Genomic DNA, 14588 nt, shown 5'->3' with positions numbered 1-14588 from the left:
TCCGAAGATCGCCGATGCCCAACCGCGAGCTACACCACGTCGTGGGACACGACCCATGCGTTGCAGCTAATCAACTCACCGATACACATCGCGCTGCCATTGCTCAATAATGATACCGGCACGATAGCACCTCCAGCGTCTGCCCGTCGCCCGACCCGCTCACCCGAGACACCAACCGATGCTCACGATTGATCCGCCGCGACCACCAGCCGGCGAGGTTGCGCTTCAAGGGTTCTGGCTTGCCGGTGCCGGTGAACGGCTGCCGCAGGCTTTCGCCGATCAACAGATTGATGCGCGCCAGCAGCAGCGGATCATCGACCAGCCACTGTGCACAGTCGCGCCAAGCCTCCGCCGTGAAGACGACCTTCACGGTTGGATCAGCGCGTGTTCCTCACCCTTACCGGCATCGAACTGTGCGATGCCGTCCAACAGATGCTTCGCATTGGCGGGTGAGGATAGCAGATACAGCGTCTCCTCGATCGACGCCCATTCGCTTTCCGAAATCAGCACCGCCCCCTCGCCGCGCTGACGGGTGATGGCCAAGGGCGCGCGGTCGGCGACGACCTTGTCGATCATCGCCTTCAGGTTCTCGCGGGCTTCGGAATAGCTTACAGTTTGCATCGGAACGATATGGTCAAAGTCTTGTCCAACGTCAACGGCGTGATGCTTGGTCCGCAGGCCTAATCCCCCACCCGCCCGATCCGATACGGCCCGTCCGCGTCGCCAGCATCACGCCCTTCCAGCTCAGCCGGACCACGCTGTCGGCCAGCATATCGTCGATCGCGGCATGGACGATCGGCATCGCGCCGCGCCAGTCGGTGACTAGCGCCCGCGCGACTTCGCTCGGGCAGACGGTCGCGTCGGGTGTACGGCGGTCGAGCAGCGCCAGCGTCGCGGCGCGCGCTTCGCTCAGTCTGTCGGCATCGCCCGGCACGGCCGTTCTACGCCGCCACCGCCCGCGCGGCCGTTTCCGGTTCCGCCTCGATCACCTTCAGATACGCGCGGACCGCGGGCGGGGGCATGTGGCGGCCGATCTCGTATTGGCGGATGCTGGCAAGCGGGATGCCGTAGGGGATGGCGAACGCCTGCCGACTCAACCCCAGCATGTAGCGCTATGTGATCCACACAGTCGCCAACCGCAACCCCGGATTGAGGCCCCCGCGCCACACCCCCGTGCAAAACCGTCCAAAACCCGCTGTCCTACACGCGCGCGATCTGCTCCATCCTCCTGGATGAGAAAGCACCGCACCCCGGCAACCCCCGCCGTTCGCCCCGCCTTCGACCCCGTCGCCGCCCGCCTGCGGCAGGACGGATGGACTCCCGAACGCCAGACCGGCTTCATCGAGGCATTGGCCGAATGCGGATGCGTGGACGAGGCGTGCAAACGCGTCGGCATGGGGACCAGCTCCGCCTATGCGCTCCGGCGGCGCGGCGATGCGCGTAGTTTCCGCGCCGCCTGGGACGCCGCGATCGATGTCGCGGTCGAACGCCTGTCCGATGCCGCCTTCGCGCGGGCGCTGCACGGCGTCGCGACGCCCGTCTTCTACAAGGGCGAGCAGGTCGGCGAGCGGGTGCGCCATGACGAGCGGCTGACGATGTTCCTGCTGCGCTACCGCGATCCGACCCGCTATGGCGCTTGGATCGACGGCTGCCGCGCCGAACGCGCGCCCGACGGTGCGGCGCTCGCGCTGGCCACCGGGACCGCGTGGGTGGCGAAGGACGCACGTGCGGCTGCAGCGGGCGGGCGCGTGTCCAAGCGGTCGATCGAACCGACGACACGCTACATATCGCCGCAGGAACAAGCCGTGGCGGCGGAGAGTGCGGAGGCGGAACGTCAACAGGCGGCGCGCAGGGGGTACCGTGCGACGCCCGAGGAAACCGACGCCGCGCTCCTGAAGTTGCTTCGTGCGGTGCGCCCGTCGGAGAGCGGTTCCGGCGCGGACGCGGCGTGTGGTTCGTCCACTTCCGATCCCGATCGCGGCCCCGGTCACCCAAGCAGACGAAGCGTAGCCGGGTCGGATCCGCCGCCATAGAAGCGCGCCAGCACCGCCGCGAACGGGGTCGGATCGTCCGCCACCGCCGCGAGCAGCGTCATCGACGATCTGAGCTTCACCGCGTCGGTCTCGCCCAGGATCTCCACCGCGCTGCCGGGCGCGGCGAGCATGGTCGCGGTCGCTTCGAACAAGCGCTGCGCCAGCACCGGATGCGCGAGGAACGCGCGCGCCTCCGCCGCGTCGGCCAGCGCATGGAACCGCGCGGTCGGGCTGGTGCCGAGCCCCGCCAGTTGCGGAAAGACGAACCACATCCAGTGCGTGCGCTTGCGCCCGGCGCGAAGCTCGGCAAGCATGGCGGTGTGGACGGCGTCCTGCGCGGTGACGAAGCGATTAAGGGTCATGGAGGGTCAGGTGGCGGCGGCAGCGTGCAACCGCAACCATGGCTCGCTGGTTCGGTCGTTACGGGACCGCAAGCCGCGGGCCCACGATGCCGCGAATGGGACGAGCGAATGATTAGACCAGAGGGAATGGCGGTCCGACCGCTGGCGATGGGTGCCGCTCTGCTGGCTGCGGTGCTGGCGAGCGGTTGCCACAAGGACCAGAGCGATGCGGGGATCGGGAACGATGCGGTCGCACACGGCTTCCACCCGCCCGAGACGCGGCCCGCGACGCCGCTGCCGGGGCAGGTGCAGACGACGCCGCTGACCGCCTATGTCGGTCATTACCCCGGCGACGCGGTCGACGGCGTCGGCTTTTTCGATCGGACCGAGGTCGCGACCGCGCTGAACGAGGCGGTGATCGATCCGGCGGTCCGCCGTGAGATCGTGAACGGCCACGGCCCGCAGACCCCGGTCTTCGCGCGCGGCAAGACCGTCGCCGCCTGGGGATGCGAGGCGCATGACTGCAGCGATCACAACTGGACGCTGTTCGTCGACCCGGTGACGAAGAAGGGCACCGCCTGCTATCACGACGCCGCGATGGGCGATCGGTCGCATTGGTATGCGGGGGCCGCCCCGGTGACGAAGCCGGGGGGCTGTCCGTCGGGCGACGGCGCGGCGGCGACCGATCCGGCGGTGCCCGGCGCGGATGGCGGTACCGCCGCGCCGGGGAATGCCGGCTGATGCTGGAACATGTCCCCGGCTGGCTCGGCCGCGCACTGGCGGGGATGCGTGCCGGCGCGGACAAGCTGGTGATCGCGGGCATCGCGCCCGGCGATGGCGGGACGTCGATCGCACTGTCCAGCCCCGCCTTCGCGAATGGCGGCCGCCTGCCGCCGCGCTTCACCGCGGATGGCGACGGCGTCTCGCCGCCGCTCGTCTGGGGCGGTCCCCCGCCGGGTACCGCACGGATGGTCCTGCTGGTCGAGGATGCCGACGCGCCCACCCCGCAACCGCTGGTGCATGCGGTCGTCTGGGGCATCGCGCCCGAGGCGGGGCGGCTGGCGGAAGGTGCGATCATGCGCGACGGCGATGGCGGTGCGGATGGCCGCGACGTCGGCCGCAATTCGTTCCTCGGCGAAGGCTGGCTGCCGCCCGACCCGCCGACCGGGCACGGCGAACATCGCTACGTGTTCCAGTTGTTCGCGCTTTCGGATGGCGCGGGCGATCCCGGGCAGACGCCGTGCCGGGGGGATGTGGTCGCGACGATGACCGGTCATGTCCTCGCCGCCGGATTGCTGGTCGGCACCTATTCGCGCGGGGAAAAGGCGACGGTCGCGCCGGCGGGGCGGGCGGCGGTGGCATGACCGGCGCGGCTCCTGCCGGACCATTCGGCACAGCGCCGGGCAGTGATTGTCAGGCACCCGGTCATGCGATCGGCAGGATGGGGAGGGCTGCGCCGACGGCGATGGCGGCGAAGACGAACGCACCGACGAGCGAGCAGACGATACGGGTGGCGGCGAATTTGGTCATGAGAAGTCTCCCTTTTGTCGAGGCCGGACGATCCGACCAACCGATACCGGGGACTTTGCAGACAGCGTGCCAGTTCGTTAACATATTGGAAAGCAACGACTTGCCGACCGGCGCTTTATGAGAATGGCGCAATCCGCCACAAAGCGCGCGGATATCGCGCCAAACCGTGGCGGATCGTCAGGCGGCGCAGACCTGGTCGCGCCCGCCCGCCTTTGCGGCGTAAAGCAGCCGGTCGGCCCGTGCCATCGCCTGCTCGCCATCGTCGCCCGGCTGGACCGCGGTCACGCCGGCGGACAGCGTGATCCGGCCGAGCTGCCGATCGGTGTCGCGTGTCCGGAACCGTTTGACCGACACCGCGCGCCGCGCCGAATCGATCTGCCGTGCCGCCTCCGCCAGGTTGACCCCGCCGATCAGGACCGCGAACTCCTCGCCGCCATGGCGCGCGACGATCTGACCGGGAAAACAGTCCGTCAGCAGCCGGGCGATCGCGGCCAGCACGCGGTCGCCGACCGCATGGCCATTGTCGTCGTTGACCTGCTTGAACCGGTCGATGTCGACGACCGCCAGGCACCAGGGTCCGGCGACCACGTCGCGCGCGACAAAGGCTTCGTCGAAGGCGCGGCGATTGGCGAGCCCGGTCAGCGCGTCGATGCGCGCGGCCTGGTGCGCCTCGGCCAGCTTGGCGCGCAACGCCTCGGTTTCCTCGTCGGCGCGCGCCAGGCGACGCTCGGCATCGCGCACCCGGTTCATCATCGTGGTCGTGATCCGAACGATCTCGTCGATTCCGGCGATCGGCGATGCGCGTTCGATCGCGGCGGCGCTGGCAGCCAGATCGGCCCCGAAATCGCGCGTTTCGTTCGTGATCGTGCGCATCATCGTCGAAAACCCGTCGACTGTCGCGCGCGTTTCCGCGACGAGCTGTTCGGCCTGCGAATCGGCGCTCGGCCGGGGGTCGCGTGGTGCCATCGGCGCGCCGCCCTCCAGCACCTGGTGTCCCAGCCGTTCGATATCCCGGCGGTTCAGCCGAATCCCGCCATCGGTCAGCCGCGCGACGCGGCGCGCGATCGGCGTATCGGGATCGGCCAGTGCGGCGAAGGCGAAGCCGTAATGGGCGGGATCGGGACTGAGGCCTTGCGCGCCGAGAAAGGCTCCGATCTGTTCGAACAGATCGTCGCCCCCCACCGACCGGCGCGCCGCGCCCCTCTCCCGCATCCCAATCACCCCTTCGCCCCGGTATCCTGTCGCGGTACCCTTAGGACAAAAGCGTTATCAACGCGTAACGACCAGCCAGTTACTTCCGGAACGGACCGATCACTTGCCGGTGATCCTGCCGACCGCCGCCAGGGTCAGCGACACATGTTCGGCGGGGTTCATGTCGTCATGGACGAAGGTGATCTTGCCGTCCGGCGCAATGACATAGCTGGTGCGCGACGTGATGGCGTGGCCCATGATCTCCTTGGGATAGGCGACGTCATACCCCTTGACGACCGCCGGCCCGGCGCTCGCGACCGCGAATTTGCCGGCGCATTTTTCGTTCGAGAATTTGGCGAGCGTATCGACCGTGTCGGCGGACATGCCGATGACGGTGGCACCCGCCCTCGTGAACCGGGGAATCGCTTCGGCAAAGGCATGCGCCTCGGCGTTGCAGCCGCCGGTAAACGCGGCGGGAAAGAAGTACAGCACAACCGGACCCTTCTTCAGCAGGTCGGCCAGATGGACCGACATTACTTGCCCGGCGATCGCGCCGCGGGTCGTGAAGTCGGGGGCTTTCGCGCCGACGGGCAATGTCGCGACGGCCGGCGCGGCGATCAGGGCGGTCGCGGCGGCGGCAAGAAGGGGGGCGGTGAACAGGCGCATCGGGGTCCTTTCGGTATCGTCGTCACCATACTAGCGCCCATCCACCGGCTGCGATAGGCGCATCGCATGCCCGTCACCGCCTCCGATATCGCCTTGGCCCAGGCACTCGCCGATGCGGCGGGCGCGGCGATCCGTCCCTATTTCCGCGGCGATCTGGGGCTGGAGATCAAGGCCGACAAATCCCCCGTCACGCTGGCCGACCGCGCCGCCGAGGCCGCGATGCGGCGGCTGATCGAGGCGGAACGATCGGGCGACGGCATCGTCGGCGAGGAATATGGGACGAAACCGGGGATCACCGGGCGGACCTGGGTGCTCGACCCGATCGACGGGACGCGCAGCTTCACCGTCGGCCGTGCGATCTTCGGTACGCTGATCGCGCTGGTCGAGAATGGCTGGCCGGTGCTCGGGGTCATCGACCAGCCGGTGCAGCGCGAACGCTGGCTCGGGGTCGCGGGGCGACCGACGATGTTCAACGGCGCGGCGTGCCGGACCCGGACCTGCACCGCGCTGGAGGGGGCGGTCGTCGCGACGTCGAGCCCGCATCTGTTCCCGGACGAGGACGTCCCGGCCTTCCTGGCACTGGTCGCGGCGGCGAGCGGCGGCGCACCGCGGCAGGGTCCGGTCTATGGCGGCGATTGCTACAACTACGCGCTGCTGGCGGCGGGCCATATCGACATCGTTTGCGAAAGCGGGCTGCAGCTCTACGATTTCGCGGCGCTGGTACCGGTGGTCGAGGGGGCGGGCGGGCGGATGTGCGACTGGAACGGCGACCCGCTGACCGCGGACAGCGACGGCCATGTCCTGGCGATCGGCGATCCGGCCCGGGTCGACGACGTGCTGGAGGCGCTGCGCGCGGTGCCGGGGGGACATTGAGGCAATTTGCCTTGCGCCATCGACGTGTCCGTTCTCCTGCTTTCGCAGGAGAACGGCGTCAGGTCGCACGGAGGCATCAGAAAATCCCCAGGAACTTCCTCTTCCCGCCCGTCGTGGAGGGCGTCCCGTTGCCGACATCCTCGCGCGGTTTGCCCTTCGTCGTCCGCTGCGCATTGGCGGTCGCGCCGGCCAGCACGGGGCCGCACGCCGCCGCCTTCGCATCGCCGACATCGACGAAGGCCAGGATCGCCGCCGGCGGCGTCGCCAGCAAGGCAAGGCCGAGCGCGGAGCCGGCGCGGGCCATCAGCTGCGGGCTCACCACCGCGAGCGAAGGTTTGGAGAAATATCCCTTCAGCCCGACCGGCGACTGGCCAGAGAACAGGCTGAACTTCTTGCCGTCCGCCCGGAACGCCAGATCGACCGCCTCGCTGCCGAAATCGAACCCGCCGCGCCCGGTGATGACGTTCTTCGTCGTGTCGATGATGATCGGGTCCGCCGCCGCCGCGCCGTTGCGGACGGTGAAGCCGATCAGCCCGCAATTGATCGCCACCGGGGCCTTCAGCTGATGCTGGAACATCCGCTGCACGAAGGTGCCGATGTCCAGTTCGGCAAGCTGGACGTTGCGCGTCGACAGGGTGCCGGCGGGCATGACGATCGCGATCCGTCCGTTCGCATTCGCCAGCGACCGGTGGATCGAATCGCCGTCCCCCGCCAGCTGGATACGGCCGTGGATCGTGCCCGTCGTGCCGGCATCGACCACGCCGAACCCCGACAGCAGCCGCCCCATCGGCGTCGGTGCCAGCCGGATGTCGTAATCGATATGCGCCGGACGGCGCTGCGCGTCCATCATCACGTCGGCCGCCACGTTGCCCCGCGACATCGCGAAGGTCAGCGGCGACAATTGCAGCTGCCGGTCCCTCAGCGCGACGGTCAGGTCGATATCGGCGATCGGCACGTTGCGCGATCGGACGACGCGGACGGTGTAATGGACGTTCGCGTCGAAATTGCCCATGTCGGCGACGGGCAGCGCGGCATCGGGCATCAGCCGTGCGGGCGCGGCACCCGTCGCGGCCGCGGCCGCGACCGCGCCCTGGCTCGCGACGATGTCGGGGTTGTAGCCGATGAAGGGCGCGACATCGACGATGTCGAGCGTCCGCGTCGCCAGTTCGGCCGCGACATGGATTCGCGGTTCGACGTCGGACACGGTGAACTTGCCCGACAGGTCGCTGTCGCCGAACGTCCCGGCCATTCGGGTGAAGCGGTAATCGGTGCCCGACTGCACCAGCTGCGCATGGAGCGCATAGGTCCGCGTCTGCGGGATGACGACGCCGATGATGTGCAGCAGCTCGGCCAGATTGCGCCCGTTCGCCCGGACCTGCAGCGGCACGTTCTCGATATCGGCGATCGTCGGCAGCGTACCCGCGACGTCGATCCGGTTATGGGCGGCATAGGCGGTCATCGTCAGCCTGTTCTGTCCGCGCGCCGCCGTCGCGTCGGGGGTCAGCAACCGCGCGGTCAGCGTGAACGGCGTCGACCGCACGATCCCCTTGCCCGTCAGACCGACCGCATGTCCGATCCGTGCGTCGGCGGACTGGATATCGTCGATCTTCAGATCCGCGAGCAGCTTCAACCGCGAATCGAGATAGCGCACCGTCGTGCCGGTGACGGTCGCGCGGTCGATCGACGGGAAGTCGAGCGGTTTGCCGCCCTTCTTCTCGCTGAACGTCCAGCTGTTGGTGGTGTGCGCGGCATTCCATTCCAGATCGACCGCGCCGTTGGTCAGGTCGAGCCAGTAGAGTCTCCGCTTGCCGAAGATCAGCGACCAGGGCGAGATCCGCGTGTCGATCCGGTCCGCGGCGAACAGCATCGGCTTCGTCGCCCAGGAGGGATTCGCGATACGGATACCCTCGGCATAGAATTTGATCGCGATCGGATCGAAATACAGCTGGAAATCGCCCGCGACGCTGACTTGACGGCTGGTCAGGGCACGCACGGTTCGCTCGAAAGGGTGCCTCAGGAAGCGGCCCCTGGTGATGTAGAGCACCAGCCACAGGACGACGAGCAGCAGGACGATCCCGCCGACCACCCGCCGCACGATCAACCATCGCCGGCGTCCTGCCGGCGGTGCATCGGCATTGGCGACCGCAGGGGCCGGTTCGTCGGTACGCGGAACGCTCATGCCTATCCATCGCACGGCATCGACACCGATTCCAGTCGTCCTGTCCCGTGCAGTTGCATTCGTGGTACCGCGCGGCTAAGGCGCGCGGCTCCAATGCGAGGTGCAAAAGGATCGCCCGGCCATCAAGGGCTGCCGCGGCTGTCCGTTGCTTCGCTAGCTGAAAGGACCAAAATGCCCAAGCTCAAGACGAAGAGCGGCGTCAAGAAACGCTTCAAGCTCACCGCCACCGGTTTGCTCAAGCACGGCGTCGCCGGCAAGCGCCACCGCCTGTTGCACCACAACGGCAAGTATATCCGCCAGAATCGCGGCACCAAGGTGCTGGCGAAGGCCGACACCGCGGCGGTGAAGGCCTGGGCCCCCTACGGTCTTAGCTGAGCGGAAAGGAATAGCACATGGCACGCGTCAAACGGGGTGTTACCACCCGCGCCAAGCACAAGAACATCCTCGAACAGGCGAAGGGCTTTTACGGCCGTCGCAAGAACACGATCCGTATCGCGCGGCAGGCGGTCGAAAAGGCCGGGCAGTACGCGTATCGCGACCGCAAGGTTAAGAAGCGGACGTTCCGCGGCCTGTGGATCCAGCGCATCAACGCCGGCGTCCGTGCCGAAGGCCTGACCTATTCGCAGTTCATGCACGGCCTGAAACTGGCGGGGATCGAACTCGACCGGAAGGTCCTGGCCGATATCGCGATGCACGAGGAGGCCGCGTTCAGCGCCATCATCGCGCAGGCGAAGGCGGCACAGCCCCGGGCCGCGTAACATCCGCCTGTTGCGGCCTTGAAAGGGGCGCGGGCGGCCAAGGCCGTCCGCGCCCCTTTTTGCTTTCGGGCCACCCTCACCTCCGTCATGCCGGGCTTGTCCCGGAATCCATCGTGCCACGCTTTCTCATATTCGTGGTTTCGCTGCACGATGGACCCCGGGACGAACCCGGGTGACGGAGGAAGGTATCGATCGTCGTCCGACGGCTCTAGGAACCAACCCATCATGACCCACCTTCTCACGATGACCGACGCGGACTTCGCCTGGCTGCTCGGCGAGCACGACGGGCCCGAGGGATTGACCATCGCCGAAGGCGGGATCGGTGCCGACTGGGTGACCGAGATGGTGCGCGACACCGCGGCGGAGGCGGCCGCGTTCACGAGCCGCGATCTCGCCTGGATGATCGCCGAAGGCGACGAGGTGGTCGGCATGATCTCCGCGACGAAGCCCGCGGGGCGCCACCGGTTCGAGGTCGGCTACGGCGTCGCGGCGTCGCGGGAGGGGCGCGGCCACACCACCGCGGCGGTCGGCCATGTCCTCGATATCGCCCGCGCGCAGGGCCTTGCCGGCTTGACCGCGGAGACCGCACCCGACAATCCGGGGTCGCGACGCGTGCTGGAGAAGAACGGCTTCGTCCGTGCGGGCATGCGGTTCGATCCGGACGACGGCGCGATCCACAAATGGTCCCATGACCTGGGTGCGGCAGCGTCCGCAAGGAATTGAAGCGATGACGGACGCCGACACTTTGCGCGAACACCTGCTGGCAGCGATCGACGCCACCGCCGGGCTCGACGCGCTCGAGGCGGTGCGCGTCGAGGCGCTTGGCAAGCAGGGCCGCGTGACGCAATTGCTGAAGACGATGGGCGGCCTGTCGCCGGAGGAACGCCAGGTCCAGGGTCCGGCGATCCACGGTCTGCGCGAAGCGGTGACGGCAGCGATCGCCGCGCGCAAGGCGGTGCTGGAACGCGTCGCGCTCGACGCGCAACTGGCGAGCGAGACGCTCGACATGACGCTGCCCGCCGATGTGCCGCCCGCGGGGACGATCCACCCGGTCAGCCAGGTGATGGACGAACTGGCGGAAATCTTCGCCGATCTGGGATTCGCGGTCGCGACCGGGCCCGAGATCGAGACCGACTGGCACAATTTCAGCGCGCTCAACATCCCGGAGACGCATCCGGCGCGCGCGATGCACGACACCTTCTACCTCCAGCAGGGCGTCGAGGCGAAGCGCGCCGGGACCTTCGACGAGCAGACGACCTTCTCGCTGCTCCGGACGCATACCTCGCCCGTGCAGATCCGCACGATGCTGTCGCAGAAACCTCCGATCCGCATCATCGCGCCGGGCCGCACCTACCGCAGCGACAGCGACGCCACGCACACGCCGATGTTCCACCAGGTTGAGGGCCTGGTGATCGACAAGGGCATCACGCTCGGCCATCTCAAATGGACGCTGGAGACGTTCGTCCGCGCTTTCTTCGAACGCGACGACATCGTCCTTCGCCAGCGCCCGAGCTATTTCCCGTTCACCGAACCCTCGGTCGAAATCGACGTCGGCCATACGCTGGTGAAGGGCAAGCGCGTCGTCGGCGGCGCGGAGCCCGACGGCTGGCTGGAAATCCTCGGCAGCGGCATGGTCCACCGCAAGGTGATCGCCGCGTGCGGGCTCGATCCAGACGAGTGGCAGGGTTTCGCCTTCGGTTGCGGGATCGATCGGCTTGCGATGCTGAAATACGGTATGGACGATCTGCGCCCGTTCTTCGAAGCGGATATCCGCTGGCTGAAGCATTACGGCTTCTCCGCGCTCGACGTGCCCACGCTGAGCGGGGGAGTGGGGGCATGAGGTTCACCCTGTCCTGGCTGAAGGAGCATCTTGAAACCGACGCGACGCTCGACGATGTAGTCGATGCGCTGACCCGCATCGGCCTGGAGGTCGAGGACGTCGCGAATCCCGGCGAGAAGCTATCGGCGTTCCGCGTGGCGAAGGTGCTGAGCGCCGAGCGCCACCCCCAGGCGGACAAGCTGCAAATCCTGTCCGTCGATGCCGGCGACGGCCCGCTCCAGGTCGTCTGCGGTGCGCCCAATGCCCGCGCCGGGCTGGTCGGCGTGTTCGGCGCGCCGGGGGCCTATGTTCCCGGGCTCGACGTGACGCTGAAGGTCGCGAGCATCCGCGGCGTCGAATCGAACGGCATGATGTGTTCGACGCGCGAACTGGAACTGGGCGAGGATCATGACGGGATCATCGAACTCCCCGCCGATGCGCCGGTCGGCACGTCCTATCCCGATTACGCCGGCTTGGGCGATCCGGTGATCGACGTCGGCGTTACCCCCAACCGGCAGGACTGCATGGGCGTCCGCGGGATTGCGCGCGACCTGGCGGCGGCGGGGCTGGGTACGCTCGTCCCGCTCGCCACCGCTTATCGCTGGCCCATCGGGCCGATCGCGGGCGAGGGCACGGGGCCCGATGTCCGCACCGACGATCCCGATGGCTGCCCCGCCTTCTACGCGCAGGCCGTCAGCGGCGTGACGAATGGCGATGCGCCAGAATGGATGACCCAAAAGCTGCGTGCGATCGGACAGAAGCCGATCTCGCTTCTGGTCGACATCACCAATTTCGTGATGTTCGATCTCGGTCGCCCGCTGCACGTCTACGACCGCGCCAGGCTGTCGGGTGCGCTCGTCGCGCGCAAGGCGGTCGCGGGCGAGCATGTGACAGCGCTCAACGGCCGGACCTACACGCTGACCGACGCGATGACCGTCATCGCCGACGATGCACAGGTGCACGACATCGGCGGCATCATGGGCGGGGCGGAGTCGGGTGTCTCGGCGGAGACGACCGACGTGCTCATCGAATGCGCGTATTTCGATCCCGACCACATCGCGCGCACCGGCCAGGCGCTGACGCTGACCAGCGACGCGCGCAGCCGGTTCGAGCGAGGGGTCGATCCGGCGTTCCTCGACGACGGGCTGGCGATCGCCACGAAGCTCGTGCTCGATCATTGCGGCGGCACGCCGAGCGCCGTCACGCGCAGCGGCACCCCGCCGCTCGCGGAGCGCGTCGTGCACTACGACCCGCATCTCTGCCGCGACCTCGGCGGGCTGTCGGTCGCCCCCGAGCGGCAGGCGCGGATCCTGTTGTCGCTCGGTTTCTCGATCGGCGCGATCCACGATGCGGACGCGTTCAGCGACGCGCTGTTCGCGACCATCGAGGGCCGCTGGCCGGTGCGCGTGCCCAGCTGGCGGCGCGACGTGGACGGCCTCGCCGACCTGGTCGAGGAAGTCATCCGGATCGAGGGGATCGACAAGGTCGCCGCCGTCCCTTTGCCGCGCATCCCCGGCGTTGCGAAGCCGACCGCGACGCTTGAGCAGAAGCTGGAACGCCGCGTCCGCCGGGCCGCGGCGGCGCGCGGAGCCGACGAGGCGGTGACATGGAGTTTCCTGTCCGAGGCGGAGGCCGCGCCGTTCGGCGGCGGGGCGTGGACGCTCGCCAACCCGATCAGCGAGGATCTGAAGGTCATGCGGCCATCGCTGCTGCCCGGCCTGCTGTCCGCGACCGCGCGCAACGTGAAGCGCGGGGCGACGGGCGTGCGGCTGTTCGAGATCGGTCGTCGCTATCTGGTCGATGCCGAACGCCCGACGCTGGGCCTCGTGCTGGCCGGCGACAAGCGGCCCCGTGGTTGGCGTGAGGGGAAGGCGGCGCCGTTCGACGCGTACGACGCCAAGGCGGAGGCGATCGCCTTGCTCGCCGCGGCGGGGGCGCCGGTCGACAATCTCCAGGTGATGGGAGAGGCCGGCGACGCCTGGCATCCGGGCCGGTCGGGCACGCTCCGGCTCGGGCCGAAGACGGTACTGGCGGCGTTCGGTATCGTGCATCCCTCGGTCGCGAAGGCGTTCGACCTCGACGGTCCCGTCGCCGCGGTCGAGTTGTACCTGGACGCGCTGCCCGCCAAGCGCGGCACCGGCTTCGCGCGCGCCGCGTACACCCCGCCCGCGCTCCAGGCCGTCCGCCGCGACTTCGCGTTCGTGGTGCCCGAAGGGCTGGCGGCGGACGCACTGGTCCGTGCCGTGCGCGGCGCGGACAGGGCCGCGATCGTCGGCGCGCGCGTGTTCGACCTGTTCGCGCGCCCGACCGACAACGGCGTCGAGACGTCGATGGGCGTCGAGATCGTCCTGCAACCCGGCGCGAAGAGCTTCACCGACGAAGAACTGAAGGCGGTGGCGGACAAGGTCGTCGCCGCGGCGGTGAAACTCGGGGCGACGCTAAGGGGATAAGCGGGTGGGCGTCAGAGACTTGTTTCGTTCCATGCTTCAGCAACCTGCGCCGGATCGATCGGCGGAGGAGACGCGGTTCGTTTACGTCTACCTTCCGGAGGCGTTGAAGCCTGACGAGCGAGAGGCGCGATATGGCGACCCGCTAAATGCCGAATTGCGGCTCGCGAACGTCGGGGAGGTCAGCGGCGGCGGCTCGTTGCTGAGCGATGAGGACGAGATGGGTCGCCGATCCATTATCTTTTCAGGGATCGACGTCGATGCGTACGACCTGGACGCAGCGCGTACTATTTTGCGCGATCATTTGCCGCACTTGGGCTGTGTCGCCGGAACCCGGCTGGAGTTCGAGGATAATGGCAGCTGGGAAGATGTGTTCGTCGGCCCGGGCTGGATCGAACGACAGCCGATGACACCTTATTCGGAGCGTGACGATGATGGCCGACCATGAACTCATCCGGATCGCGTCCTCCGACCTCACCGCGACCATCAACCCGTACGGCGCCGAACTCACCTACCTGACCGATGCCGACGGCCGCGCGCTGATGACCGATGCCGACCCCGCCTTCTGGACCGGCCACGCGCCGATCCTGTTCCCCGTCATCGGCGTCACCAACGGCGGCCTCATTCGGCTGGACGGCAAGCAGTACCCGATGACCAAGCACGGCTTCGCGCGGCATTCGACGTTCGACATCGTCGACCATGGCGCGTCGCACGCGACGTTTCGGCTTACCGCCTCGGACGAGACCCGCAA

General features: G+C 68.2%; 18 protein-coding genes and 1 pseudogene. 11 read left to right on the top strand and 8 right to left on the bottom strand.

From position 1 onward, the window contains the following. Positions 1 to 103 precede the first annotated feature (103 nt). From ACFE7D_RS11475 to ACFE7D_RS11460, 4 genes are read right to left on the bottom strand one after another with little or no spacing between them, the layout of a single operon-like run. Positions 104 to 370, bottom strand: coding sequence for a Txe/YoeB family addiction module toxin (locus ACFE7D_RS11475; protein ID WP_375395551.1), 267 nt, complete (start codon positions 368 to 370; stop codon positions 104 to 106). Beyond that, positions 367 to 621: a type II toxin-antitoxin system Phd/YefM family antitoxin gene (locus ACFE7D_RS11470; protein ID WP_375395550.1), complete on the bottom strand. Its 255-nt coding sequence runs from the start codon at positions 619 to 621 to the stop codon at positions 367 to 369. Before ACFE7D_RS11470 ends, ACFE7D_RS11475 begins: the two co-directional genes overlap by 4 nt. A 31-nt stretch (positions 622 to 652) precedes the next feature. Beyond that, positions 653 to 934, bottom strand: coding sequence for a DUF3253 domain-containing protein (locus tag ACFE7D_RS11465; RefSeq protein ID WP_375395549.1), 282 nt, complete (start codon positions 932 to 934; stop codon positions 653 to 655). A gap of 7 nt (positions 935 to 941) precedes the next feature. Next, positions 942 to 1106, bottom strand: coding sequence for a helix-turn-helix domain-containing protein (locus ACFE7D_RS11460; RefSeq protein ID WP_375395548.1), 165 nt, complete (start codon positions 1104 to 1106; stop codon positions 942 to 944). Positions 1107 to 1232: 126 nt separating this feature from the next. Between ACFE7D_RS11460 and ACFE7D_RS11455 the strand changes: the two genes are divergently transcribed. After that, positions 1233 to 2033, top strand: a complete 801-nt coding sequence (locus tag ACFE7D_RS11455) for a hypothetical protein (RefSeq protein ID WP_375395547.1) — start codon at positions 1233 to 1235, stop codon at positions 2031 to 2033. Here ACFE7D_RS11455 and ACFE7D_RS11450 read toward each other — a convergent pair. Next, positions 1988 to 2395 carry a DUF1810 domain-containing protein gene (locus ACFE7D_RS11450; RefSeq protein ID WP_375395546.1) on the bottom strand — a complete coding sequence of 136 codons (408 nt, stop codon included), beginning with the start codon at positions 2393 to 2395 and terminating at the stop codon, positions 1988 to 1990. The genes ACFE7D_RS11455 and ACFE7D_RS11450 overlap by 46 nt on opposite strands. Positions 2396 to 2521: 126 nt before the next feature. On the opposite strand from ACFE7D_RS11450, the gene ACFE7D_RS11445 reads away from it, so the two are divergent. Next, the gene (locus ACFE7D_RS11445; RefSeq protein ID WP_375395545.1) at positions 2522 to 3115 is read left to right on the top strand and encodes a hypothetical protein; all 594 of its coding nucleotides are present in this window, start codon (positions 2522 to 2524) and stop codon (positions 3113 to 3115) included. After that, the gene (locus ACFE7D_RS11440; protein ID WP_375395544.1) at positions 3115 to 3738 is read left to right on the top strand and encodes a YbhB/YbcL family Raf kinase inhibitor-like protein; all 624 of its coding nucleotides are present in this window, start codon (positions 3115 to 3117) and stop codon (positions 3736 to 3738) included. The genes ACFE7D_RS11445 and ACFE7D_RS11440 overlap by 1 nt, the downstream gene beginning before the upstream one ends. Before the next feature lie 343 nt (positions 3739 to 4081). Here the strand turns inward: ACFE7D_RS11440 and ACFE7D_RS11435 are convergent, their stop codons facing one another. Continuing rightward, complete coding sequence (locus tag ACFE7D_RS11435) at positions 4082 to 5116, bottom strand: GGDEF domain-containing protein (RefSeq protein ID WP_375395543.1); 1035 nt, start codon at positions 5114 to 5116, stop codon at positions 4082 to 4084. Positions 5117 to 5215: 99 nt separating this feature from the next. After that, positions 5216 to 5761: a peroxiredoxin gene (locus ACFE7D_RS11430; RefSeq protein ID WP_375395542.1), complete on the bottom strand. Its 546-nt coding sequence runs from the start codon at positions 5759 to 5761 to the stop codon at positions 5216 to 5218. A 66-nt stretch (positions 5762 to 5827) separates the two neighbouring features. Between ACFE7D_RS11430 and ACFE7D_RS11425 the strand changes: the two genes are divergently transcribed. Beyond that, positions 5828 to 6634: an inositol monophosphatase family protein gene (locus ACFE7D_RS11425; protein WP_375395541.1), complete on the top strand. Its 807-nt coding sequence runs from the start codon at positions 5828 to 5830 to the stop codon at positions 6632 to 6634. Between the two features lie 76 nt (positions 6635 to 6710). Here the strand turns inward: ACFE7D_RS11425 and ACFE7D_RS11420 are convergent, their stop codons facing one another. Next, the gene (locus tag ACFE7D_RS11420) at positions 6711 to 8813 is read right to left on the bottom strand and encodes an AsmA family protein (protein WP_375395540.1); all 2103 of its coding nucleotides are present in this window, start codon (positions 8811 to 8813) and stop codon (positions 6711 to 6713) included. Between the two features lie 171 nt (positions 8814 to 8984). Here ACFE7D_RS11420 and rpmI point away from each other — a divergent pair, with 171 nt between their 5' ends. From rpmI to ACFE7D_RS11385, 7 genes and pseudogenes are all read left to right on the top strand, one after another. Beyond that, positions 8985 to 9188, top strand: a complete 204-nt coding sequence (gene rpmI, locus ACFE7D_RS11415; protein WP_174286566.1) for a 50S ribosomal protein L35 — start codon at positions 8985 to 8987, stop codon at positions 9186 to 9188. Between the two features lie 17 nt (positions 9189 to 9205). Beyond that, a complete protein-coding gene (gene rplT / locus ACFE7D_RS11410) occupies positions 9206 to 9571 on the top strand; it encodes a 50S ribosomal protein L20 (protein ID WP_375395539.1) in 366 nt (121 codons plus the stop codon). A gap of 225 nt (positions 9572 to 9796) precedes the next feature. After that, the gene (locus tag ACFE7D_RS11405; protein WP_375395538.1) at positions 9797 to 10294 is read left to right on the top strand and encodes a GNAT family N-acetyltransferase; all 498 of its coding nucleotides are present in this window, start codon (positions 9797 to 9799) and stop codon (positions 10292 to 10294) included. A 4-nt stretch (positions 10295 to 10298) separates the two neighbouring features. Further along, the gene (gene pheS / locus ACFE7D_RS11400; protein WP_375395537.1) at positions 10299 to 11411 is read left to right on the top strand and encodes a phenylalanine--tRNA ligase subunit alpha; all 1113 of its coding nucleotides are present in this window, start codon (positions 10299 to 10301) and stop codon (positions 11409 to 11411) included. Continuing rightward, positions 11408 to 13840 carry a phenylalanine--tRNA ligase subunit beta gene (gene pheT / locus ACFE7D_RS11395; protein ID WP_375395536.1) on the top strand — a complete coding sequence of 811 codons (2433 nt, stop codon included), beginning with the start codon at positions 11408 to 11410 and terminating at the stop codon, positions 13838 to 13840. Before pheS ends, pheT begins: the two co-directional genes overlap by 4 nt. 103 nt (positions 13841 to 13943) lie before the next feature. Continuing rightward, on the top strand, positions 13944 to 14285 hold the full coding sequence (locus tag ACFE7D_RS11390) for a hypothetical protein (protein ID WP_375395535.1): 342 nt from the start codon (positions 13944 to 13946) through the stop codon (positions 14283 to 14285). Further along, positions 14269 to 14588, top strand: a pseudogene (locus ACFE7D_RS11385) (aldose 1-epimerase family protein); the annotation flags it as partial. The gene ACFE7D_RS11390 and the pseudogene ACFE7D_RS11385, both read left to right, overlap by 17 nt.

It is taken from the genome of uncultured Sphingomonas sp. (genome assembly GCF_964244235.1).
Lineage (GTDB): Bacteria > Pseudomonadota > Alphaproteobacteria > Sphingomonadales > Sphingomonadaceae > Sphingomonas.
This window is presented reverse-complemented; position numbering and strand designations above follow the sequence as displayed.